Here is a 24,456-nt window from a genome sequence, read left to right on the forward strand (position 1 = left end):
ATGGATTTACCTTCTAAAATAGAATTAAAATATTGGTATATATCAGAAGTCGTAGGCGTTGACGCTACCGGTGTTATTATCCTCGTTAATCAAGAAGAAACCAAGCAATTATCGATTACTTGTAATCAATCTGATTGTAAGGAAATTCAACTTCTTAACAGTGAGGGGAATGAAGCCGAACGACGTTTACCAAGTGTGTTTGCAAAAGTATTAGCACAATTTTCTGATGCTCATTTTTATGTTTTGATTCATGGTATTGTTGATGGTGAATATAAAGTAGTGTTAGTTAATTCTGAAACATTGGATATGGTGCCAATTAGGGCAGCTGATGCTATTATCTTGGCTTTAGCTTCTCATTTAAGGATATATATAGGTGAAGAGCTAATGAAGCAGCAACAGGTTGATTTTGATCCTTTTTCTAGTTCGATGAGAATGCCGATAAACGGAATAAGTGACAGTATGTTGCAACAAGCTTTAAATAAAGCAATTGCTGCAGAAGATTATGAAATGGCCTCACATATTCGAGATGAAGTTAACCGAAGAAAGCATTTATCTAAATAATTGTTTGGGAAATGAAAGAAGTCAGATATTTCTATGTTCCAGATGCTTGCCATCGTGATGAACTTCCTGTAGATGAAGCTAATCATGCTTTGAGAGTATTGCGTTTACAAAGTGGAGATCAAATGTTCTTGATGGATGGTAATGGTGCTTTTTATGAAGCTGAGGTGACTTTGGCTTCATCTAAGCATTGTCATTACCGTATCACTAATACGCTTGTTCAGGAAAAGGCATGGAAAGGTAAAATACATTTGGGCATAGCTCCAACAAAGATGATGGAGCGAATAGAATGGATGGCAGAGAAGTCTACTGAAATAGGCATAGATGAATTCTCTTTTCTTCATTGTAAGTTTTCTGAGCGTAAGGTTCTCAAAAAGGAGAGAATAGAGAAAATTGTTGTGTCGGCTATGAAGCAAAGTCGCAAGCCTTGGATGCCAGTAGTTCATGAAATGACTGCTTTCCGTGATTTTATTGATGCGCACACGACAGGGCACCGTTATATCTGTCATTGTTATAATGAAATAGAGAAAAAAGATCTGTATACGGAGCTTTTGCTGTTGGCTAAAGATGAGGCTGTGCCTGAGGTTACGATTTTAGTAGGACCGGAAGGTGATTTTTCGATAGATGAAGTTAATTATGCTTTGTCACAGGGCTTTGAATCAGTATCATTAGGTAATGCAAGACTTAGAACAGAAACTGCTGGCTTGTCTGGTGTAATGATGGCTCAATTGGCTATGCGAAAATAATTTTTAAGGTTGTGGTTCATGATTAAATTTTCTCATATCATTGTTTTATCTTTTCTATTGGTTTCACTTGTCATGAGTTCTTGCTCAAGTGATGATTATATCAATTCAATACCAAAGGAAAGTACGGCTCTTTTATCTTTGGATATTCCTCAATTGGCTAATTCTGAAGGTATGCTTGGTAAGCAGAATAACATTTTAAAGTCGCTATTTCATATAGATGATGTTAGCCATAGTGGACTGGATGTCGAAGAAAAAGTCTATATGTTTGAATCTTCCGAAGGTAATCTCGGTTTATGTGCTAAGGTTAATGACGAAGATGACTTAACTAATACATTTGAGAATCTAGCAAAGAAGGGTTTTTGTTCAAAGATTGTAAAACGCAGAGGTTTCCACTTTACTGTTATTAAAGATTCTTGGGTGGCTGGTTATTCAGAAAATGCTTTATTGGTTATGGGACCTGTTGTCATGTCTGCTCAAATGGATGTACAGCAAGAAATAGCCAAATATCTCAGTCAGGAAGAAGAAGAGGGTATAAAAGAATCTCCATTGTATAGTAGGTTAGATTCTATGGCGGCACCATTTGCTTTAGTTGCTCAAGCTGCTGCTCTCCCTGAAAAATTTATAGCACCTTTTACATTAGGTGCTCCTAAAGATGCGGATGCTTCTCAAATCATGCTTGCTGCAGATATCTCTACAAAAAATCATAGTCTGATATTCCAAGGTGAGACCTTTTCATTTAATAAAAGAATAGATGATTCACTAAAAAAAGCAATTCAAGTTTATCGTCCGATTAAAGGACAGTATGTGCATACAATGCCCTCTTCGGCCATTTTGGGAATGTTTTTGAATGTGGATGGTACTAAATTTCTCCCTTTGATGCAGAATGACAAGGCTATGGTAGCTTTACTTGCAGGGTTGAATTCTGCAGTTGATATGGATAATATTATTCGTAGCGTAGATGGTGATATGGCTATTGTTTCTCCAAATTATTCTTCAGATCATTTATCTTTGAGTATGAGTGCAAAACTTGCCCATGCAAAATGGTTGGATGATGTAGATTATTGGAAACAGTCTTGTCCTAAAGGTGGTTCGATATCAGATTGGAGAAAGAATGCGTTCTATTATAGAGATGCAAAAACTTCATATTATTTTGGTGTCACATCAGATTTGCAATACTATAGTGGAAGTAGTGCAGAATTAGCTGATCTGTCTATTCTTCCATCACCTAAGGCCATGAATAATGACTTGGTTCATTTTATTCTAGGTAAGAAAATGGTTCTGGTAGTTAATCTTAAAGGGGTAGACGATAAGAACAATCCTTTAGCTGTTGTGTCATCGCTCATAGAACCACTTTTTGGTAAGATTAATACGCTAGTATATAGTTTAAAATAATTCATGGAAACGATTCAATTACATTCTGTCATTCCTCAAGTGTTTGCTCAGCGAACTGAATGGGAATCTGATATATGGAATGTGGATGCCACTTTTGAGAAAGGACATCTTTATCTGGTAGAAGCAGAGAGTGGCTGTGGTAAAAGTACTTTCTGTAGTTATATTTTAGGTTATCGTCATGATCATTCGGGTACTGTTTTTTTTGATCATGATGATACAGCAAAATACTCTGTGAAGCAGTGGGTAGAGATGAGAAAGAATCATATCAGCCATTTGTTCCAAGAGTTGCGTCTGTTCCCTGAACTTACTGCTTTAGAGAATGTTCAGATTAAAAATAAAATTACAAATTTTAAGTCTGAATCTCAGATTAAGGAGTGGTTTGACATGTTGGGAATCGCTGACAAGCTTAATGCTAAGGTCGGTAGAATGTCTTTTGGACAGCAGCAGAGGGTTGCTATGATTCGTGCATTGGTACAACCATTTGATTTTATTCTTGCAGATGAGCCTATTAGCCACCTTGATGATAATAATTCTAGAATAATGGCTGACATAATGATGAAAGAAGCTCATGAGCAGGGAGCCGGAGTTATAGTTACCAGTATTGGTAAACATATGGACTTGAAGTACGAAAAGGTGTTTAAGTTATGAATCTAGTTTGGAAATTATTACGTCAGCATATTAGTATACCACAATTTATTGGTTTCTTCTTCGCCAATCTTTTTGGTATGTTCATAGTGTTATTGGGCTTTCAGTTCTATCAGGATGTTATGCCTGTTTTTACGGCAGAAGATAGTTTTATGAGGGCTGATTATCTTATTATGAATAAGAAGATAGGAACAGCTAGTACTATTAGTGGTCGTTCTAATACTTTTAATAATAGTGAAATAGATGATGTGTCTTCTCAGAAATTTGTTAAGAAAGTAGGCAAATTTACATCTGCAGAATATAAAATCACAGCTAATATGGGTGTGAATGGCACCAATGTTCTTAATTCGGAAATTCCTGTTGAAGCTGTTCCTGATGAGTTTATTGATGTTCCACTTCAAGAATGGAAATATACAGCAGGTGCTGATGTCGTACCTATCATCTTGCCAAGAGCTTATATTACCATGTATAATTTTGGATTTGCACAAAGCCATTCCTTGCCAAAATTAAGTGATGGGTTAGTAGGTATGATCGATTTTGAAATGTTTGTTCATGCTAATGGCAATCAGCGATCTTTTAAGGGTAAGGTTATAGGTTTTTCAAGTCGCTTGAATACGATTTTGGTTCCAGAATCATTCATGGATTGGAGTAATAGCTATTTTGCACCAAATAGTCATAGTGAGCCTTCACGTTTGATAATGGATGTCAATAATCCTGCTGATGAGCATATAGGTGAATATTTGAGTAAGAAAGGCTATGAGATAGAGGATGAAAAGATGAATCAAGAAAAGACTACCTACTTTCTCCGTTTGATGGTAACAATGGTTATGGTTGTTGGACTTGTCATCTCTATTTTGAGTTTTTATATATTGATGTTAAGTATCTATTTGTTAGTTCAGAAAAATTCGTCAAAACTAGAAAACCTGTTAATGATTGGATTTAGTCCAAGTCTTGTGGCTAGGCCTTATCAAGTTCTAACAATAGGATTGAACGTTACAGTGCTTTTAATAGCTTGGCTTATACTATATTTCGTTCGTGATTATTATATGAATATTATAGAAACATTGTTTCCTCAGATAGAAGATGGTAATATGTTACCTGCTTTAACTGTAGGATGTATTTTATTTATCCTTGTTTCGATAATGAATATTTTTGCTATTCGTCGTAAGGTCATGCATATATGGTTCCGCAAAGATTGATGTAGATAATTACAAAAAATAATGTAAAAAGGTGGATTATTTAAAATAAATGTCCGCCTTTTTTCGTATATTTGCCTATATTTTTAGAAACACAATTATGATTATTGATTTTGATAAAATTGCTGAAGCTCATCTCGTAGGCTTTAAGGGTGGAAAGGGTTCATTGGATACACGTAATTTTGTTGATGACAAAGTAAAGATAATGTATTCTACTTTACGTCCGGGTGCTAGTACGGGGCTTCATACTCATGAGGGAAATTGTGAGATTGTCTATGTTATAAGTGGTATAGCTACTTTTCATTATGATGATACAGTGGAAGAGGTTAGAACAGGTCAAGTGCATTATTGTCCTATCAATCATTCTCATTTTATGGAGAATAATACTGATCATGATTTAGTTTACCTTGCTATCGTTCCAGAACATCACTAGTAGTAGCTGGCAAAATATAATTCTCTGTTTGATTTATAATATTCAAGCAGAGAATTATTTTTTTGCAGGCTTCCTTATGGTAGTGCGATCAACTTTTAATTTTGGTATAAAATCTTATTTTCCCGTTTTTTTCTCTAGTTTCTTCAGTCTTCTTTTTGCTTCAGGTGCTGACGGATAAAGTTCAATGGCTTTTTTATAATTGTTGATAGCTGCATCTTCCATTCCTTCTTTTTCACATTCTTTTCCGAGAAGAGTATATTCTACAGCTAATTTTTTCAGATAGTCTTCCTGTTTCTTTTGTTGCTCTTTAAGTCTTTTATTTTCTTCTTTTAACTCATTAATAATATTTAGTTTTCTTCTAATATATCGTTTTGCAACAGGTTTTTCAATATCATACCTACTGTGAATGGCTAGAAAGAAATTATCCAACGCTTTTTGCATGTCTCCTTGGTTAAAAGCTTGTACAGCATTGAAATATTCTAAGTCGGCCTTACTTTCTATTAAGGCAGTATTGATAATATTATTATTGTTATAATTCTTGGCAAATTGTTTTACTTCAGGTCTTACAAATACTTCATTTCTTCGTATTGGTTCTTTTAAGCTAATACCTTCAAGGCTAGTGCATCGCGATAGGGCAACGTATGTTTGTCCACCAGCAAAGACTCCACCTGTAAAATCGATCTTGACTTGTTTGAAGGTAAGTCCTTGGCTCTTGTGTACTGTTATAGCCCATGCTAATCGGATAGGGTATTGAATGTATCTTCCTATTTCTTCTTCTTCTATTTTCTTTTCTGTTTGATTGAAAGTGTATCGCATATTGCTCCATGTTGTCCTTTCTACAGTTACACTATTTCCGTCTTCTGTTTCAATGTATAGTTTCGCTGTATCTGGGTCATCATAATCGTCAAATCCTACTATTGTACCCAGTGTTCCATTCACATATTGGTGATCTATATCATTTTTGATGAATATAATCTGAGCTCCAGGTTTGAGATATAGTTCTATAGGTGTCGGTAGGCTATTTAGTGGAAATTCTCCTTCTGTATATCCTTTGAAGAGCATGGGTTCACCTTCAAGATCCTGTAGTTTTTTCTCGTTGATATAGTCAACTGTATCTCTTCTCGTTGACAGTGTAATTGATAGTTTGTTGTCATCTTCATTCAGCTCAGCATTTACCCTTTGGTTTAAAAGATCTAAGTCTTTAGAATATATTTCACTCGTTCTGATGTGATCTAGAATATTAATGAAGACGGGATCCTGTTGTCTGTATACTTTAGTTAACTCAATACTTACGAGTTGCATTTGCTGAAATATTTTGGCTTCAAAGAAAAAGGCAGATGTATAAAATGGATTTAGTAATTTTCTATCTTCTTCTCTTACTACAGGTTCCAGTTGATATATGTCTCCCACTAATAACAGTTGTTTCCCTCCAAAAGGCTCTCGCATATTTCTGCTGTATATGCGCAGTACTTTATCAATAAAGTCAATAATATCAGCTCTTACCATACTGATTTCGTCAATAATGATAAGTTCTACTTCTTGTAGTAATTTTTTCTTCTCGTTATTATATTTTAGCGTGCCTTTTATGTTTCGGTTACTAAATCTGCTGTCATTAGGCAGTAAAGGATGGAATGGTAATTTAAAAAAGCTATGAAGTGTCACCCCACCTGCATTAATGGCTGCGATACCCGTGGGGGCAAGGATAATATGTTTTTTCTTTGTCGTTGATGCGATATATCGTAAAAAAGTAGATTTACCAGTTCCTGCTTTTCCTGTGAGGAAAAGTGAGCGATGGGTATATTTGATAATTTGAAGTGCCTTTTGCAATTCAGGATTGTCTAAATCTATATTTTGTATAGCTAATTGTTTCTTGTCTTCTTCCATGCTTATAAATAAGGCATCCTGTATATTGCAGGATGCCCATTATTTTAAAGATCATCAAAATTTACTTGTTCTTCAGTTGCCTTTTTCTTTTTAGGTTTGCTTATAGAGGGAACTGATGAACTTTTGCTTGAGTTATCCTCTTCTCCCGTAGATTTCTCTTCTGTAGATTGTATCATTGGATTTCCATTCTCATCCAAGAGAATTTCTTCAGCAGTTGTCATGGTTGTATCTATACGGGTAGTATCTCTTTTTACAGTAGGTACATAGCTTGCGCATTCATACATATCCCGTGTGATATCTTCATCGTGTGGTTTGTCAAATCTTCCATGATATTTTTGGAATTCTGGATCTTTGAGCAATGCCTGCATGAAATACCCACAGATTGGAAGTGCTGTCCTCGATCCTTGTCCAAGGGCTCCGGTTCTAAAGTGAATAGACCGATATTCGCCACCTACCCAAGCTCCAACTACAATTTTAGGACTAACACACATAAACCATGCATCAGAGTGATTATTTGATGTACCGGTTTTCCCTCCGAAATCTGTATCTTTAAATGAGCCAACATAGCCCCATAGACTTTGTGAAGTTCCTCCAGGCTCTTTCATACCACCTTGGAGCAACTGTTGCATAAGGAAAGCACTCTTGTAGGGTATTACTTGTTCGTCTGTTGTTGGACCTTGATAAACTTCATTTCCATCTTTATCTACAATTCGGGTTACCAATACAGGATCATGGTGCTTGCCATTGTCTGCTATAACACTATAGGCATTTACCATTTCAAGAAGATTTACGTCGCTTGAACCGAGTGCTAATGATGGTTCTTCATCAAGCTTACTCTTGACACCCATTTTTTGTGCGGTTTCAATGATGCGCTTAATACCCATCTCTTGTCCTAGTCTTACAGCTACGGAGTTAATACTCTTTGCAAATGCACTCTTAAGTGGCATAGAGTCTCCCGAGAATGACCCATTTGCATTTCCCGGTGTCCAGGTAGTCATTTCATGTTTCTTCTTGTCATATACCTCCATAGAGATGTATTCATCACGGCGTTTGTCACAAGGTGTTAATCCTTGGTTCATTGCCTCGGTATATACAAATAGTTTAAAAGTCGAACCTGGTTGGCGTTGAGCAGTTGCTTTATCGTATTTCCATGTTTTAAAGTTGATATCACCTACCCATGCTTTTACTTCACCAGTTTGTGGTTCCATCGCTACCATAGCACAATGCATAAAGGATGTCATATATTTGATAGAATCCTCTGATGTCATGATTTTGGTAACTTTACCTTTGTTGTAATCGAAAACTTCTACAGGATGTTTCCATTCCTTATAGTAGTAGTTTACTGAATCAGGGTTGTTCGGATATTTAGCAAGTAATTCTTTGTAGAAAGGTTGTCTTTCTGCTACCTGCTGAATAAAATTAGGTATTACTTTACCATTTTCGTCTACCCATGGTTCTTGCCTCATCCAGTTTGTTTCCTGTTTTCTGTTGATAGACCAGTGATTATCGAAATTTTGCTGAATGATTTTCATTTGCTTGTTGGCAGCATCCTCAGCATATTTCTGCATCCTTGTGTCTATCGTTGTGTATATCTTTAGTCCACTGGAATATAAATCGTAGCCATTCTCATTGCACCAATCCTTAAGATAGTCTGATATTGCTTCTCTGAAATATAAAGCCTGTCCATCGTAGTTCTCCTCGACTTTGAAGTCTTTCATGTCAATAGGCATCTTTGACAATGTTTCCATTTGTGCACGGTCTAAATCACCATGATTAACCATGTTCATAAGAACCGTGTTTCTTCTTTTGAGACTATTTTCTGGATTTGTTTTTGGATTGTAATAGCTGGTTGCTTTTAGCATTCCAACTAATATAGCAGCCTGATCTATGCTTAATTCCTTAGGTGTGGTATTAAAATATGTTTTAGCTGCAGTCTTAATACCATAAGAGTTAGAACCAAAGTCAACGGTATTAGCATACATCGTAATGATTTCTTTTTTGCTGAATACTGTTTCTAGCTTGGTTGCTATAATCCATTCTTTACTCTTGACAATTAGAATTTTCAATCCCGGTACTTTTCCCAAAAGTCCTGTAGAGTATTGAGATCGTACCCGGAACATATTTTTGGCAAGCTGCTGTGTAATCGTTGATGCACCACGACCATCGTGATGAAGAACGGCGTCTTTTACTGCACCGAATATTCCAATAGGGTCAATACCCATGTGCTTGTAGAATCTTTCATCCTCGGTATCAATAAGTGCTTTGAAGAAATAAGGGTTTACTTCTTCATATTTTACAGGAGAACGATTCTCATTAAAGTATTTACCAATAAGTTTACCATCAGCACTATATATTTCTGAGGCTTCATTGGTTTGTGGGTTTAGAATGCCTGAAAAATAGCCTGGGCTCTTTCCGAATAGCCATAGAAAATTTATATCAACGGCACCTAGATACAAAAAGAAGAATACAATAAGTGATGCAAATGCAACAGTGCATTTTGTATACCATGCTCTTCCAACATACAAACCCTTATACCATGGCCAAAAGGCTTTTAATTTTACCCATGCCCATTGCAAAAAACGTTTTATTTTATCAAACATATTTTGAATATTTTTATATCGTGCAAATTTACCTAATTATTTAATATTTAGATATTGCTATCGATATAATTTATGATTTCTTTACTGTTATCGGGATTAAACCATTTGATAGTTTCATCTCTTTTAAACCAGGTTAATTGCTTTCGCATATACCTGCGTGTGTTACTTTGTATTTTTAGAATAGCTTCTTCCTTGGAAATTTTGCCATCAAAATAATCAAATAGCTCTTTATATCCTACTGTATTAAGTGAGTTTAAGCCTTTAAATGGATATACTTTACGTGCTTCTTCTTCCATGCCATTTTCCATCATGTTCAAGACGCGTTGGTTTATATTGGTATACATTTCTTCGCGTGCTCGATTGAGTCCAATTTTTAATATATTGAATGGTCTCTTTTTAGTTGTATTTTTTCTGAAAGAAGTATATGTTTTTCCAGTCATATAGCATATCTCTAATGCATGTACAACTCGTCTTGGATTATTCCTGTCTACAATTTCCCAATGCTCAGGATCACGCCGTTTTAGTTCTTCTACAAGTGATGGTAGACCTTCAGCTTCTAATTTAGTCTTTAGTAAATTTCTCGTTTGATCATCTACTGTAGGAATGTCATCAATACCTTTGCATACGGCATCAATGTACATCATAGAACCACCCGTAAGTAAGGCTTGGTTATGAACTTGAAATAATTTTGGCAGCATATTTATGACATCTTCTTCGTACATTGCTGCACTATAATAGTCTTGAATATGATGGTTTCCAACAAAAAAGTGTTTAACACGTTGTTGTTGTTCTAGGGTAGGGGCTGCAGTTCCTATTGGCAGTTCTGCAAAAATCTGTCTAGAGTCTGCATTAATAATAGGAATTTTTAAGTGTTCGGCTATTTGCAGACACAATTCGGTTTTGCCTACAGCTGTAGGTCCTAAAACAACAACAAGTGTTTTCACAATTATCTTATTATTCCTCTTTTTGAGGTAGATACAAAATTAATAATATAGTTAATCTCTGGGGTTAACTCGAGATTCTTTTTTATTTCTTCAATACCTTCTTTCAGAAGCCCTTTAGAGTATAAAAGTCTGTAAGCTTCATGGATATTGTCAATCTGTTCTTTGCTAAAGCCGTGACGGCGAAGTCCTACCAGATTAATGCCACAATAGCGTGTTGGCTCTTTACCTGCTATAACAAAAGGCGGAATATCCATACTAAAGCGACTACCACCTTGTATCATGACATAACTTCCTATTTTACAAAACTGATGGCAAAGTACAGAAGCGCTGACTATAGCGTTATCATCAATCTCTACTTCACCAGCAAATTTAGTAGAGTTTCCAATAATGCAATTGTTGCCTAATACACAGTCGTGGGCAACGTGCATATTTTCCATTAATAGGTTATTATTACCAACAACAGTTTTGCCTTTTGATGCAGTACCTCTAGATATGGTAACATTCTCGCGGATGCTGTTATTGTCTCCTACAATACAAATCGTTTCTTCACCTTTGAATTTCAAGTCTTGTGGCTTGGTTGAAATGCTGGCGCCAGGAAAGATTTCATTTCCATTACCAATGCGAGCCCCATAATTTATGGTAACACTATTTTGTAGAATATTATTGTCGCCTATAACTGTATTCTTATCGATATAGCAGAATGGGCCGATAATATTATTATCTCCCAATTTCGCTTCTGGGTGTACGAAGGCTAAAGGACTAATTTGATTCATCTCGTTATTTGTTTTTGACTATTTGTGCAGTAAATGTTGCTTCAGAAACTACTTGGTCTCCTACGAACATATATCCTTTCATGGAACTAATGCCATGTCGAACAGGATTTAGTAATTCCACTTTAAATAATAGAGTATCACCTGGTACTACTTTGCGACGGAATTTGACATCATCTATTTTCATAAAATAGGTTGACCATTTTTCAGGTTCTTCAAGTTGGTTCAGTACCAATAGACCTCCACATTGTGCCATAGCTTCTATTTGAAGTACACCTGGCATGACTGGTTCCTGTGGAAAGTGGCCTTGGAAAAATGGTTCGTTCGCTGTTACATTCTTAACACCTACGATGCTTGTTGGTCCCATGGCTGTTACTTTATCGATTAACTGCATAGGGTAGCGGTGTGGAAGTAATTCGCGAATACGAATATTATCCATGATAGGCTTTTCGTTTGGATCGTAAATTGGCGCTTGAATTTCGTGCTTACGAATCTCCTTGCGCATTTGGCGTGCAAACTTATTATTTATTGTGTGACCTGGACGTGTTGCAATGATTCTTCCCTTGATAGGCTTACCTATCAGAGCCATATCGCCGATGATGTCGAGCAGCTTATGTCTTGTGCATTCATTTTCCCACATGAGTGGTTTGTGCTGTATGTAGCCGATTTTTTTTGCATCCATACGAGCTACCTTGAGAACATCTGCTAGTTGATCTAATTTCTCTTGTGAAACTTCTTGTTCATAAATAACGATGGCATTATCCAAATCTCCACCTTTAATTAGGTTTGCTTCTAAAAGAGGAACTATATCTCTTACAAAGACAAATGTTCTTGCAGGGGAAATTTCCTTGGCGTAATCTTCCATGTTATCCAAAGTCGCAAATTGGCTATTGATGAACTTTGAATTGAAAGAGCACATGGCTGTTATGCTAAAATCATCATCAGGAAGAATGGTGATAGTAGATCCTGTATTGTCATCCTTTATTTCTATTTTGTGTCGGATGATATAATAGTCTTTTTCTGCATTTTGTTCTGCAATACCTATTTCTTGGATTTTCTTGACATACATGTCAGCAGAACCATCTAAAATAGGAAATTCTGGACCATTTACCTGAATTAAACAGTTATCTATCCCTAATGCATAGAGAGCAGACATTCCATGTTCTATGGTAGAAACTCGTATATCGCCTTTGGCTACAACGGTACCACGTTGGGTATCTACCACGTTGTCTGCAATAGCATCGATTACAGGTTGTCCTTCTACGTCTATTCGCTGTATTTTATATCCTGTGTTCTCTGGAGCCGGGTTGAATGTAACAGTAAGGCTCAAACCAGTATGTAAACCTTTTCCATACAAGGAAAAGCTTCCTTTCAGAGTTCTCTGTTTAGACATAAATTATTCTTTTATTTTTGGTTCTTTTTAAGTTCTTCTATTTCTTTCTGTAAACTGTGGATTTCTTTATACATATCCGGTAGTTTATTCATCAATGCGTGAGCTTTGAAATATGGAATTTTCTCCATAGGTGGAGTTCCTATGAGACTTTGATTATCCTTGATGCTACCAGGTGCACCACTTTGTGCGCCAAGGAATACCTTATTTCCAATGGTAATATGTCCGGCTACACCAACTTGCCCACCAAACATACACCATTGTCCAACTTTAGTTGAACCGGCAATGCCTACTTGAGCAGACATAACAGTATTTTCTCCAATATCATCGTTGTGAGCGATTTGGACAAGATTGTCGAGCTTTACACCCTTACGGATATATGTGCTACCCATTGTAGAACGGTCTACACATGTGTTTGCTCCAATTTCTACATCATCTTCAATTGTAACGATACCAATCTGTGGAATTTTATCATATCGGTTTGCTTCAGGATTTGGTGCAAATCCGAATCCGTCAGCACCGATTACACAACCAGCATGAAGAATAACGTTATTACCCAGTTTACAGTTGTGATAGATGGTAACGTTTGGATATATAATACATTTATTGCCTAATTTGGTATTCTCTCCAATTACTGCGTGTGGATAGATTTGGCATCCATCTCCAATTTCTACTCCATCGCTAATTACGGCAAATGGACCGATGTAAACATCTTTTCCAATTTTTGCTTTTGGAGAAATATATGCGTTATCAGCAATTCCTTGCTTAGGAGGGTTGACAGCTGCTGCATATAGTTGTAAAAGTTTTGCAACACTATCACGTGAATCTTTAACTCGAATTAATGTAGTTGTTACTGGCTTTTCCAGATTTAAAGACTCATCTATTAAGACAACACTTGATTTAGTGTCGTATATGTATTGAATATATTTCGGATTAGAAAGAAAAGAAATCGCTCCTGGAACGCCTTCTTCTATTTTCGCAAACGTATTTATGCTGGCATTCTCGTCACCTTCAACTCGGCCCTGTATAAACTGGGCTATTTGTTTTGCAGTAAATTCCATTTTGTTTTTGATTGAATTATTTTTGCAAATATAGCAAAATTAATTCAGATACATGGTTAACAAGCTATTTATTTACTTTTTTTTGTTTTCTACATGTTTTTAAATAAATAGAAAACAGCTACTTAAAATACTGAATAATTACAGTTTTTACGTAGCTGTTTTAGCGTTTTATGTAAGAAAAATTGTTATTTTATAATTTTCTCTAGTTCTATTGCCATTTCTTTTTGAAGTTCTTTAGCCTTTTCTGCTGCGGCTTCTGCAAAATTTTCATCTTTGCTTGCATAGATAATGCCACGTGAGGAATTTACAAGTAGACCACAGTCTTTATTCATACCATATTTACAAACGTCTTGAAGGCTTCCTCCTTGAGCACCTACACCTGGTACAAGAAGGAAATGCTGTGGGGCGCATTTGCGAATGTCCTTAAACATTTCTCCTTGAGTAGCTCCGACTACGTACATCATGTTTTCGATTGTTCCCCAATCTTGTGTTCTACGAAGTACTTTTTCGAATAGTCTTTCACCATTCTGATCTTGTGTTAATTGAAAATCATGACTTCCTTTGTTGCTTGTAAGAGCTAACACGATTACCCATTTGTTGTCATACTCAAGGAATGGGGTAATGCTGTCTTCACCCATATAAGGTGCTACGGTCAGGGCATCCACATTGTATTCGTCAAAGAAGGTTTTTGCATACATCGCAGATGTGTTGCCTATATCTCCCCTTTTTGCATCAGCAATAATGAGATGCTCTGGATAGAATTTTTTGAGATATGAAATCGTTTTTTCAAAAGAGGCTAACCCCTTTAATCCATAGCATTCGTAAAAAGCAAGGTTGGGTTTGTAGGATACACAGTATGGCGCTGTCGCATCTATAATTGCCTTATTGAAGGCAAAAATAGGATCTTCAGAATTTTTTATGCATTCAGGCATCTTGTTCAGGTCGGTATCTAACCCCACGCACAAAAAACTCTTTTTCGTAAATATCTGTTTAATGAGCTGCTCTCTATTCATAATTCTTATAGTTCATTTTCCTTCATCTTTTCTGCATTTTCCGCTACTGTCAATGCGTCGATCATGTCTTGAATATCGCCATTAAGGAAACCTTGCAAGTCATGGGTAGTATAACCAATTCGATGATCGGTTACACGACCTTGAGGGAAGTTGTAAGTTCTAATTTTGGCAGAACGGTCACCAGTTGATACAAGACTCTTTCTACGACTAGAAATGTCATCCAGATATTTTTGGTGTTCGTGGTCGTAGATATACGTGTAAAGTCTACTTAGGGCACGTTCTTTGTTCTTAGGTTGGTCTCGAGTTTCTGTACATTCTATCAGAATTTCTTCGATTTCACCTGTATTTGGATTTTTCCAAGGATATCTTAATCGCACACCAGATTCAACTTTGTTGACATTCTGACCACCTGCTCCTGAACTGCGGAAAGTGTCCCATTTGATGTCACCCTCATTAATGTTGACTTCAAATTTATCAGCTTCTGGTAAAACGGCAACGGTGGCAGCACTGGTATGCATACGTCCTTGCGTTTCTGTTGCAGGTACGCGTTGAACTCGGTGTACGCCAGATTCATATTTCAATACTCCATATACATTGTCTCCACTAATAGCACAGTCGATTTCTTTAAATCCACCCACGGCGCCTTCTGATGTAGAGGTAATGCTTAGTGTCCAGCCCCTTTTATCGCAATATTTCTTGTACATGTTGAATAGATCACCAGCAAAGAGAGCTGCTTCATCTCCACCGGCACCAGCTCTAATCTCCATTTGTACATTTTTTGCATCTTCTGGATCTTTTGGAACTAGGGCAATTTTGATTTCTTCTTCCAACTTAGGCTGTAGAGCCTCGTTCTCAGACAACTCCTCACGAGCCATCTCCTTCATGTCAGGATCACTCTCATTTGCAAGGATATCTTTAGCTTCTTTGATGGAATTCAAACACGCAATGTATCTTTTGCGGGCATCCATGATATCACTTAAATCCTTATACTCTTTAGTGAGCTTGACAAATCTTGGCTGGTCTGCAATGACCGATGGGTCGGTTATGAGGGTCGATACTTCTTCAAATCGACTCTCAAGACCTTCCAATTTCTCTAGTATGCTATTATTCTCTGGCATATTATATATTTAATAATTGAATTCTCCGAATTCAGATTTGATGGTCAGGCTGCGTGGACCTTCTTCAATATGGCCTACTACCTGAGCGTCAATGTTAAAGTTTTTGCTAATGGCAATAACTTTTTCTGCTACATCAGGTTTTACATAGATTTCCATACGGTGTCCCATATTAAATACCTGATACATTTCTTTCCAGTCTGTTCCGCTACAGTCATGAATAACTTGGAATAGTGGTGGAACTGGGAACATGTTGTCTTTGATAACTTTGCAATTTTCTCCAACGAAGTGAAGTACTTTAGTCTGTGCACCACCTGTGCAATGTACCATACCATGAATTTCTGGTCGTAATTCGTCTAACAGTTTCTTGATAACTGGTGCATAAGTGCGAGTTGGTGAAAGTACTAATTGACCTGCATCGACAGAAACACCATCAACTTGATCTGTCAATTTGTATTTTCCACTGTATACTAATTCGTTTGGTACAGCATGGTCAAAACTTTCAGGGAATTTTTCAGCTAAATATTTGGCAAATACATCATGACGTGCGCTAGTTAGACCATTGCTTCCCATACCGCCATTATATCTTGTCTCATATGTCGCTTGTCCTGTAGAACTGAGACCTACAATAACATCGCCAGGTTGAATGTTGGCATTGTTGATAACATCGCTTCTTTTCATTCGGCAGGTAACTGTAGAGTCGACAATGATGGTTCTTACTAAATCACCAACGTCAGCGGTTTCACCGCCTGTAGGATAAATGCCAATTCCCATTTCTCGCATTTGTGCTAAGAGTTCGTCTGTACCATTAATAATGGCAGAAATGACTTCACCAGGTACTAGCATTTTATTTCGACCAATTGTGCTCGATACTAAGATATTATCAACAGCTCCCACACATAAAAGGTCATCCGTATTCATTACGATGGCATCTTGTGCGATACCTTTCCACACACTCAGATCACCTGTTTCTTTCCAGTACATATATGCAAGTGAAGATTTGGTACCTGCACCATCTGCATGCATGATGTTACAATATTCGGGATCGCCACCTAATACATCTGGAATGATTTTGCAGAATGCTTGTGGGAAAATACCCTTATCTATGTTTTTGATGGCGTTATGAACATCTTCTTTAGCCGCGCTAACGCCACGCATCATATAGCGATTTGAATTACTCATGTTAATTTCTTTAATTTTTGATTTAACGTTTACTCTTGTTCTTTGCCATTCCAAAATTCCCAACTTGCAAATGCCTGTAGAAGAAGCATCTCAAGTCCATTCTTTACTACAGCTCCTTTGGCTGCTCCTTTTTTCATAAAGAGTGTTTCGTCAGGATTGTAAAGTAGATCGTATAAAAGACATTTGTCGTTTAGCGCATCATATGGAATGTCAGGACATTCGTCAACGTTTGGATACATGCCACAAGGAGTACAATTTACAATGACATTATATTCTTTAATAATCTCAGGAGTTATATTTTGATATTGAATAGTACCAGGGCGTTCGTATCGACTTACAAAAACGGTTTCTAAGCCTAATGATTTCAGACCATAATTAATGGCTTTTGAAGCTCCTCCTGTTCCTAGTATCAATGCCTTTTTGTGATGGGGCTTAATAAGAGGTTCTATACTTCTTGTGAATCCAATAACATCACTGTTGAACCCTTTTAATATTGTATCTTTTCCTTTATGTGTTATACGAATCACATTAACAGCACCTATTGCTCTTGCTTCTGGGCTTATATTGTCTAGATAGCTGATAACCTTTTCTTTATATGGTATGGTTACATTAAGACCTTTTAGTTCTGGATTTAAATCTAGAACTTCTGATAGATTCTCAATGTTTGGAATCTCATAGTTGGCATACTCTGCGTCAATATTTTCATCAGCAAATTTCTGATTGAAATAATTTTTCGAAAAGGAATGTCCTAGTGGAAATCCTATTAGTCCATATTTGTCCATACTTTTAGTTTATTTGGTTGCAAAATACATGGTGCAGATTCCGAAAGTAAGACGTTTAAAACTCACTTTGGTAAAACCTGCTTTTTTGAATATACCCATCATTTCTTCTCCTTCTGGGAATGCTTCTATTGTGGCTGTTAAATAACTGTATGCACTGTCATCTTTAGATAGCATTTTTCCATATAGAGGCAAAAATGTGTGTGAATATATTCTGAAAAGTTGGTGCATCGGGAAGGATACAGGCTCTGTTAATTCAACAATGCTAAGGTGTCCTCCCTTTTTAAGAACACGACACATCTCTTTTAATCCTTGATCCAAATTTTGAAAATTTCGAATTCCAAAGGCTGCTGTAACTGCATCAAATGTATTATCTTCAAATGATAAATTTAAGCAATCTTCTTTCTGAAAAGAAATAATATGTTCTAATTGTTGTTGACTTACTTTTTTATGGCCGATAGCCATCATGCCTTCTGAAATATCTACACCAATCAGTTGTTTGGGTTGTAGCATTTTAGCTGCCAAAATTGCAAAGTCACCTGTACCTGTAGCTATATCCAAAATTTTTTGAGGTTTGAAGGGAGAAAGCTGCTGAATAGCTTTCTTCCTCCATCCTTTATCGATATTCCAGGAAAGATGGTGATTTAGAGTATCATAATGTGGAGCAATATGATCAAACATTTGCTCTACTTGTTTACCTTTTTCACCTTCACTATTATAGGGCTTTATCTTTTCCTGATTGTACATGTTTCTTATTTTCTTGTTGCTAGATATGCTTTTACATTCTTTTCGATGCGACTAGCGATATCACCTTCTTCAACAGCTTTATCAAATTTCTCACCCACGATGTTCTCGTAAAGTTCAATATATCTTTCGCTTACGCTTTCTGCGTATTCATCTGTAATTTCAGGCATTTGCTGACCAGGTTCATTCATAAAGTTATGTTCGATGAGCCATTGGCGTACAAATTCCTTTGAAAGCTGCTTTTGTGGTAGACCTTTTTCGAATTTTTCTTCATAGCCATCTGCATAGAAGTAACGGCTTGAGTCTGGTGTATGAATCTCATCAATAAGATATATCTGATCACCTTTCTTACCAAATTCATATTTTGTGTCGACTAGAATCAATCCGCGTTTTGCAGCAATTTCCTGACCGCGCTGGAATAGTTTTCTAGTCCAGTCTTCAATAACTGCATAGTCTTCAGCACTAACAATTCCTTGTGCAATAATTTCTTCTTTAGAGATGTTCATATCATGACCCTCGTCAGCCTTTGTAGTTGGAGTTATGATTGGCTCAGGGAAGCGTTGGTTTTCTTTCATTCCTTCTGGCAATTTAACACCACAAATTTCACGGCAGCCTTCTTTATAGGCTCTCCAAGCACTACCTGTCAGGATAGAACGGATAATCATTTCGACACGGAAACCTTCGCACTTTACACCTACTGTTACCATAGGGTCTGGGGTCGCTAATTTCCAGTTTGGACAGATGTCGCTTGTGGCATCAAGAAATTGAGCTGCAATTTGGTTTAAAACCTGTCCTTTGAAAGGAATACCTTTTGGCAGAACAACATCAAAAGCTGAAATTCTGTCGGTAGCGACCATTACTATGAGGTCGTCGTTGATGTCATATACATCACGTACTTTACCGTGGTAAACACTTTTCTGTCCATCGAAATGGAAATCGGTTTTAGTTAATGCTTTCATTCTAAAATTTAATAATATTAATTGATTGACTTAACTTCTTCATCGATATAAGGAGTTCCTAATTCTTCTTTTGAGGATTTGGCCTCCTTTTTAGCTTTTTGGATTGCTTCTATTTTTTTGTCATACGCATCATAAGCGTTGACGATTCGAGTTACTAACTTATGACGTACTATGTCTTTTTGTCCTAAATGAATGACTGAGATTCCATCCACTCCATTTAGAATTTTAAGTGCTTCTTTTAGGCCACTTTTTTGTTCTCTTGGAAGGTCAATCTGGGTCATGTCACCAGTAATGATCATTTTACTATTCCATCCCATGCGAGTAAGAAACATTCTGATTTGCTGAGGGGTGGTATTTTGAGCTTCGTCCAAGATAACAACGGCATCACTCAGAGTTCGGCCACGCATAAATGCTAGAGGAGCAATCTGAATGATATGTTTCTCCATTAAGTCTTGTAGTCTCGTTGCTGGTAGCATATCTTCTAGTGCATCGTAAAGTGGTTGAAGATAAGGGTCTATCTTATCTTTCATGTCGCCAGGCAAGAATCCAAGTTTTTCTCCAGCTTCTACAGCTGGGCGTGATAAGATAATCTTTTTGGCGGTTTTTTCCTTTAATGCTTTTACAGCAAGAGCTATACTTAAATATGTTTTTCCCGTACCGGCTGGGCCTACAGCAAATGTCATGTCATTCTTTTCAAAAGAGTCAATAAGCTTCTGCTGATTTTCGCTCCTGCTTTTTATAGGACGACCAGAGATACTATAAACGAGTACATCCTTAACTGCATCGGCCTTTGTTTCCTTGCCTTTTACAATATCCAGAATGTCCTCGTCACTTATAGAATTGTATTTTAGTACGTGCTTGCGTAATTTCTCAATGTCTTCTTCTACTTTTGCAATATCAAGTTCATCGCCTAAAACGCGCACAATGTTATCTCTTGCTACGATTCTCAGTTTTGGATATAGGGACTTGAGCATCTGCAAGTGACAATTATTCACCCCATAAAATATTACAGGGTCGATATCCTCTAAAACGATATGCTTCTCTATCAATGTATTTAAATACTTTGCTTGTTATTATATTCTTTGCAAAATTACAAAAAACGCTTGAATGTACCAAACAAAATTAAATCCTTAATGAGTAAAATAATAATTTTAATAAAAATATGGCTTTTGGGAGTGGTCTTTCTTTTGTTTTTAGTATTTTTGTAAACTCTAATCGAAATGTATGAAAAAAATATCTAAAAGACAATATATCCTTGGATTTGGGGTATCGGTACTATTGTTATCGTTGGTTCGATGTTTTGCTCCTGATGTGGCCAAGTCGCCCATACAAACGAAAGATAATATTGATTCTTTGTCAAGTGATTCTGTGGCTTATGCTTTGTCGGATAGTTTAAGTAATATTCCAGATGATGTGAAGAATAGGGAGTCTCTTGCAGATAGTATACATTCTTCTGTTTTTTATAATTCTGATGGTTCTTTAGCACAGCATCGTATATTTAGTGTTCCTCATTTTGGTAACACCTTTCCTGATCAAAATGATGTGCAGTTAATTGCTGCACAAAAATGGGGGGTAAAACCGATTGCAGATCGCCAGGATGCAATGAATAAGAAATCTGGTCTAGTTTATGTAGGAAGTAATCCTTATTTTTATATTGATAAACTTCATAGTTCTATTCCTTATCTTGTGCCTAGAGCTTCAGTGCTTTTGCAGGATATAGGTAAAGCTTATTATGATAGTCTTATGATAAAAGGCATTCCTTTGCATAAAATTATTGTTACGAGTGTTTTGCGCAGTAAGGCTGATGTCGCGAAGTTACGAACACATAATGGTAATGCTACCCAGAATAGTTGTCATATGTATGGTACTACTTTCGATTTGTGTTATAACCGTTATGTTACAGTTGAGGCTCCAGGTGAAAAAAGACGTCGGGTAACGAACGATACCTTAAAATGGGTCTTAAGTGAGGTGCTTCGTGATATGAGAGAGAATAAGCGATGTCTTATAAAATATGAAGTAAATCAGGGTTGTTTTCATATCACTGTGAATTAGGAATAATTTGTTTAAAATAAAAGGTGCATATCGCTATGATATGCACCTTTTATTTTAGTTCTTTGCAATGTTAATTAATATGCAAATAAAGGATAATCTTTCATCGTTTCGTTAACTTTTGCACGAACTTTGGCAATAACCTGATCGTTTTCTGGATCTTTCAATACTTCGTCTATAAGGTCTGCTATAAGATGCATCATATCTTCTTTAGCACCACGGGTAGTCATAGCAGCTGTTCCTAAACGGATACCTGATGTCTGGAAAGCTGAACGCTCATCGTATGGAACCTTGTTCTTGTTTACAGTGATATCTGCTGATACAAGCGCATTTTCTGCTACTTTACCAGTTAATTCTGGGTATTTAGGACGAAGGTCTAGCAACATGGAGTGGTTGTCAGTGCCACCGCTTACGATGGCAAAGCCCTTATCAATCAAGTCTTGTGCGAGTACGGCAGCATTCTTTTGTACTTGTGTTGCATACTCTTTCCAAGACGGAGCGAGATTCTCGCCGAATGCTACAGCTTTTGCTGCAATGACGTGTTCTAGTGGACCACCTTGTGTGCCAGGGAATACAGCAGAGTTAAGCAGTGTGCTCATCTTCTTTAATTCACCCTTTTTGGTTGTTTTACCCCAAGGGTTATCAAAATCTTTCCCCATAAGAATAACACCACCACGAGGACCTCGAAGTGTCTTGTGGGTAGTTGTTGTTACGATATCGGCATATTTCAGTGGATTTTTCAATAAACCAGCAGCGATGAGACCTGCAGGGTGAGCCATATCAATCATTAATAAAGCGCCAACTTCATCGGCGATTTTTCTCATACGCTCATAGTCCCATTCGCGACTATAAGCAGAACCACCACCGATTATTAATTTTGGCTTGTTCTCTAAAGCAAGTCTTTCCATTTCATCGTAATCTACACGACCAGTTTCCTTGTTAAGGGTATAACCGATAGGGTTATAAAGTAAACCTGATGTATTTACGCTACTACCATGAGAAAGATGACCACCCTGGTCGAGATCGAGACCCATGAAAGTGTCACCTGGATTTAATACGGCCAAGAGTACAGCTGCATTTGCTTGTGCGCCAGAGTGTGGTTGTACATTTGCAAATTCTGCTCCAAATACTTTTTTTACACGTTCGCGTGCTAAATCTTCTACTTGGTCAACAACTTGACAGCCACCATAATATCTTTTTCCAGGAAGGCCTTCTGCATATTTGTTGGTCAGATAAGAACCCATTGCAGCCATGACTTCATCACTAACGAAGTTTTCAGAAGCAATCAGCTCCATACCTTTCAGCTGTCGCTGATGTTCATTCTCAATAAGGTCAAAAATTTCTTGATCTCTTCTCATTTTCAGGTGTTATTTTGATGTTAAAAATCCTTTTACGATAAATTTTTCTGCAAAAGTACGCAAATTTAATATCATTTCCAAACTTTTCTTGTGATATTTTTAACAATTTGGAACTAATGCATTGCTAATGTTTGTAGATTATAGTAGTTCTACATTTTCTATTTGTTGTTCTTTGTCACAATATCTACATTTCAAAATACCATGTTCCTTATCAACGACATTAAATACTGTTTGCATAGGTTCATTGTTGGTAATGCATTTAGGATTATTACATTTTACAATGCCCCGCAATTCGTCTGGTGTTTCTACCTTTTTCTTCTCTACCACCTCGTAGTCTTTTATAATACTCAGGATGATGTTAGGAGCGACAACACTGAGTCGATTGATTTCTTCGTCATTGAAAAATTTGTTAGACACCTTGATAATACCTTTGGTAACCAGTTTCTTACTACGATAATTATAACCGATGGTAACAGGTGTTCTTAAGTCCTGTAGGTGTAACAGGTTGGCTACTTGATAAGTCTTTTCTGCAGGAATATGGTCGATAACTGTGCCGTTTTCAATAGCGGCAACAAGCATTTCTTTTTTTGCCATTTGTTTCGTGTTTAGAATTTGCTAGTAATAATAGTCTTGTCGTTTTTCACATCGTCAAGTGTAATTCCAAGGCAATAAGAGAAAATGGCTTCACGTGCATAAAGTCCATTCTTAGCTTGTTGGATATAGTATGCATGTGGATTTTCGTCTACTTCGTATGCAATTTCATTAACTCGTGGAAGTGGGTGCATTACCTTAAGATTAGGTTTTGCATTTTTCAGAGTTTCGTTAGTGAGTCTATAGGTATTTTTAACCCTTTCATATTCCATCAAGTCGCTGAAACGCTCTTTTTGTACACGAGTCATATAGAGAATATCAGCATCAGCAATAATCTTTTCATTGAAAGCAGTATGCTCTACATATTTGATACCATGCTTTTTGCAGTACAGTTTGTACTCATTAGGCATAGCTAATTCTTTTGGAGCGATAAAGTGAAAAGTTGGGTTGAAGTGTCGCATTGCGGTAATAAGAGAGTGAACTGTGCGACCGTATTTCAAGTCTCCTACCAAATAGATATTTAGGTTTTCTAGTGTGCCTTGTGTTTTTTGAATAGAGTAGAGGTCGAGTAAACATTGTGAAGGGTGCATGTGAGCGCCGTCTCCTGCATTGATAATAGGGATAGGGGCAATTTCGCTGGCATATTGTGCCGCTCCTTCTATGTGATGCCTCATTGCAATAACATCGGCATAATTGCTGACCATGAGAATCGTGTCTTTAAGAGTCTCTCCTTTTGTTGTACTTGATGTTTTGGCATCAGAGAAGCCAATAACTCTAGCACCAAGTCTATTGGCAGCAGTTTGGAAAGAGAGTTGAGTACGGGTGGATGGTTCAAAGAAAAGAGTTGCTACTACTTTTCCCTTCAATAATTCCCTGTCTGGGTGATTTTCGAACTCATGCGCCATCTCTAAAAGATACATGATTTTCTCTTTAGAAAGGTCGGCAATCGTCACAAAATGATGATTTTCCATTTATATTTTGATTTGATTGTTTCGAATTCGACTGCGAAGATAGTTATAATTTTTGATTTATGAGAGATTTTTGCGA

Annotated in this window: 23 protein-coding genes; 7 read left to right on the forward strand and 16 right to left on the reverse strand. The window is 36.9% G+C overall.

All coding sequences use genetic code 11. The features are described from left to right. The 6 genes from L6469_RS01165 to L6469_RS01190 all read left to right on the forward strand — a co-directional run bounded on the left by L6469_RS01165 (position 1) and on the right by L6469_RS01190 (position 4,970). Positions 1-561 carry a bifunctional nuclease domain-containing protein gene (locus L6469_RS01165; protein WP_006282506.1) on the forward strand — a complete coding sequence of 187 codons (561 nt, stop codon included), beginning with the start codon at positions 1-3 and terminating at the stop codon, positions 559-561. 11 nt (positions 562-572) lie between these two features. After that, complete coding sequence (locus L6469_RS01170; protein ID WP_006282505.1) at positions 573-1,304, forward strand: 16S rRNA (uracil(1498)-N(3))-methyltransferase; 732 nt, start codon at positions 573-575, stop codon at positions 1,302-1,304. An 18-nt stretch (positions 1,305-1,322) separates the two neighbouring features. Further along, positions 1,323-2,696, forward strand: coding sequence for a DUF4836 family protein (locus tag L6469_RS01175; RefSeq protein ID WP_039870429.1), 1,374 nt, complete (start codon positions 1,323-1,325; stop codon positions 2,694-2,696). Positions 2,697-2,699: 3 nt separating this feature from the next. Beyond that, positions 2,700-3,344, forward strand: coding sequence for an ATP-binding cassette domain-containing protein (locus L6469_RS01180; RefSeq protein WP_006282503.1), 645 nt, complete (start codon positions 2,700-2,702; stop codon positions 3,342-3,344). Then, a complete protein-coding gene (locus tag L6469_RS01185) occupies positions 3,341-4,540 on the forward strand; it encodes a hypothetical protein (protein WP_074548458.1) in 1,200 nt (399 codons plus the stop codon). The genes L6469_RS01180 and L6469_RS01185 overlap by 4 nt, the downstream gene beginning before the upstream one ends. Before the next feature lie 97 nt (positions 4,541-4,637). Next, entirely contained in the window at positions 4,638-4,970 is a 333-nt protein-coding gene (locus tag L6469_RS01190; RefSeq protein WP_006282499.1) for a cupin domain-containing protein, read from the forward strand. 114 nt (positions 4,971-5,084) lie between these two features. On the opposite strand, the gene L6469_RS01195 is transcribed toward L6469_RS01190, so the two are convergent. The 13 genes from L6469_RS01195 to L6469_RS01255 all read right to left on the reverse strand — a co-directional run bounded on the left by L6469_RS01195 (position 5,085) and on the right by L6469_RS01255 (position 20,460). Beyond that, complete coding sequence (locus tag L6469_RS01195) at positions 5,085-6,854, reverse strand: AAA family ATPase (protein ID WP_006282498.1); 1,770 nt, start codon at positions 6,852-6,854, stop codon at positions 5,085-5,087. 44 nt (positions 6,855-6,898) lie between these two features. Further along, the gene (locus tag L6469_RS01200; RefSeq protein WP_006282497.1) at positions 6,899-9,454 is read right to left on the reverse strand and encodes a transglycosylase domain-containing protein; all 2,556 of its coding nucleotides are present in this window, start codon (positions 9,452-9,454) and stop codon (positions 6,899-6,901) included. A gap of 47 nt (positions 9,455-9,501) precedes the next feature. Next, the gene (miaA, locus tag L6469_RS01205; RefSeq protein WP_006282496.1) at positions 9,502-10,398 is read right to left on the reverse strand and encodes a tRNA (adenosine(37)-N6)-dimethylallyltransferase MiaA; all 897 of its coding nucleotides are present in this window, start codon (positions 10,396-10,398) and stop codon (positions 9,502-9,504) included. 2 nt (positions 10,399-10,400) lie between these two features. After that, positions 10,401-11,171, reverse strand: a complete 771-nt coding sequence (gene lpxA, locus L6469_RS01210) for an acyl-ACP--UDP-N-acetylglucosamine O-acyltransferase (protein WP_006282495.1) — start codon at positions 11,169-11,171, stop codon at positions 10,401-10,403. A gap of 4 nt (positions 11,172-11,175) precedes the next feature. Further along, positions 11,176-12,561 (reverse strand): bifunctional UDP-3-O-[3-hydroxymyristoyl] N-acetylglucosamine deacetylase/3-hydroxyacyl-ACP dehydratase, encoded by a 1,386-nt coding sequence (locus L6469_RS01215; RefSeq protein WP_006282494.1) that lies wholly within the window; start codon positions 12,559-12,561, stop codon positions 11,176-11,178. An 11-nt stretch (positions 12,562-12,572) separates the two neighbouring features. Next, positions 12,573-13,619 carry a UDP-3-O-(3-hydroxymyristoyl)glucosamine N-acyltransferase gene (gene lpxD / locus L6469_RS01220; protein ID WP_006282493.1) on the reverse strand — a complete coding sequence of 349 codons (1,047 nt, stop codon included), beginning with the start codon at positions 13,617-13,619 and terminating at the stop codon, positions 12,573-12,575. Positions 13,620-13,804: 185 nt separating this feature from the next. Continuing rightward, positions 13,805-14,632: an orotidine-5'-phosphate decarboxylase gene (gene pyrF / locus L6469_RS01225; RefSeq protein WP_006282492.1), complete on the reverse strand. Its 828-nt coding sequence runs from the start codon at positions 14,630-14,632 to the stop codon at positions 13,805-13,807. 5 nt (positions 14,633-14,637) lie between these two features. Then, a complete protein-coding gene (prfA, locus tag L6469_RS01230) occupies positions 14,638-15,750 on the reverse strand; it encodes a peptide chain release factor 1 (protein ID WP_006282491.1) in 1,113 nt (370 codons plus the stop codon). Positions 15,751-15,759: 9 nt separating this feature from the next. Further along, complete coding sequence (locus tag L6469_RS01235; protein WP_039870462.1) at positions 15,760-16,908, reverse strand: AIR synthase-related protein; 1,149 nt, start codon at positions 16,906-16,908, stop codon at positions 15,760-15,762. A 50-nt stretch (positions 16,909-16,958) separates the two neighbouring features. Then, positions 16,959-17,711, reverse strand: a complete 753-nt coding sequence (locus L6469_RS01240; protein ID WP_006282489.1) for a shikimate dehydrogenase family protein — start codon at positions 17,709-17,711, stop codon at positions 16,959-16,961. 9 nt (positions 17,712-17,720) lie between these two features. Then, positions 17,721-18,455: a bifunctional demethylmenaquinone methyltransferase/2-methoxy-6-polyprenyl-1,4-benzoquinol methylase UbiE gene (gene ubiE / locus L6469_RS01245; protein WP_006282488.1), complete on the reverse strand. Its 735-nt coding sequence runs from the start codon at positions 18,453-18,455 to the stop codon at positions 17,721-17,723. Between the two features lie 5 nt (positions 18,456-18,460). After that, a complete protein-coding gene (locus L6469_RS01250; RefSeq protein ID WP_006282487.1) occupies positions 18,461-19,411 on the reverse strand; it encodes a phosphoribosylaminoimidazolesuccinocarboxamide synthase in 951 nt (316 codons plus the stop codon). 17 nt (positions 19,412-19,428) lie between these two features. Beyond that, positions 19,429-20,460, reverse strand: a complete 1,032-nt coding sequence (locus L6469_RS01255; RefSeq protein ID WP_027454073.1) for a PhoH family protein — start codon at positions 20,458-20,460, stop codon at positions 19,429-19,431. 175 nt (positions 20,461-20,635) lie between these two features. Between L6469_RS01255 and L6469_RS01260 the strand changes: the two genes are divergently transcribed. Beyond that, positions 20,636-21,463, forward strand: a complete 828-nt coding sequence (locus L6469_RS01260) for a DUF5715 family protein (RefSeq protein WP_006282485.1) — start codon at positions 20,636-20,638, stop codon at positions 21,461-21,463. A 74-nt stretch (positions 21,464-21,537) separates the two neighbouring features. Here L6469_RS01260 and glyA read toward each other — a convergent pair whose 3' ends face one another. The 3 genes from glyA to pyrB all read right to left on the reverse strand — a co-directional run bounded on the left by glyA (position 21,538) and on the right by pyrB (position 24,380). Then, the gene (gene glyA / locus L6469_RS01265) at positions 21,538-22,818 is read right to left on the reverse strand and encodes a serine hydroxymethyltransferase (RefSeq protein WP_006282484.1); all 1,281 of its coding nucleotides are present in this window, start codon (positions 22,816-22,818) and stop codon (positions 21,538-21,540) included. Between the two features lie 138 nt (positions 22,819-22,956). Next, complete coding sequence (locus L6469_RS01270; protein WP_006282483.1) at positions 22,957-23,412, reverse strand: aspartate carbamoyltransferase regulatory subunit; 456 nt, start codon at positions 23,410-23,412, stop codon at positions 22,957-22,959. 11 nt (positions 23,413-23,423) lie between these two features. Continuing rightward, complete coding sequence (gene pyrB / locus L6469_RS01275) at positions 23,424-24,380, reverse strand: aspartate carbamoyltransferase (RefSeq protein WP_006282482.1); 957 nt, start codon at positions 24,378-24,380, stop codon at positions 23,424-23,426. Positions 24,381-24,456: the final 76 nt, after the last annotated feature.

The organism is Segatella baroniae B14, assembly GCF_022024235.1.
GTDB lineage: Bacteria > Bacteroidota > Bacteroidia > Bacteroidales > Bacteroidaceae > Prevotella > Prevotella bryantii.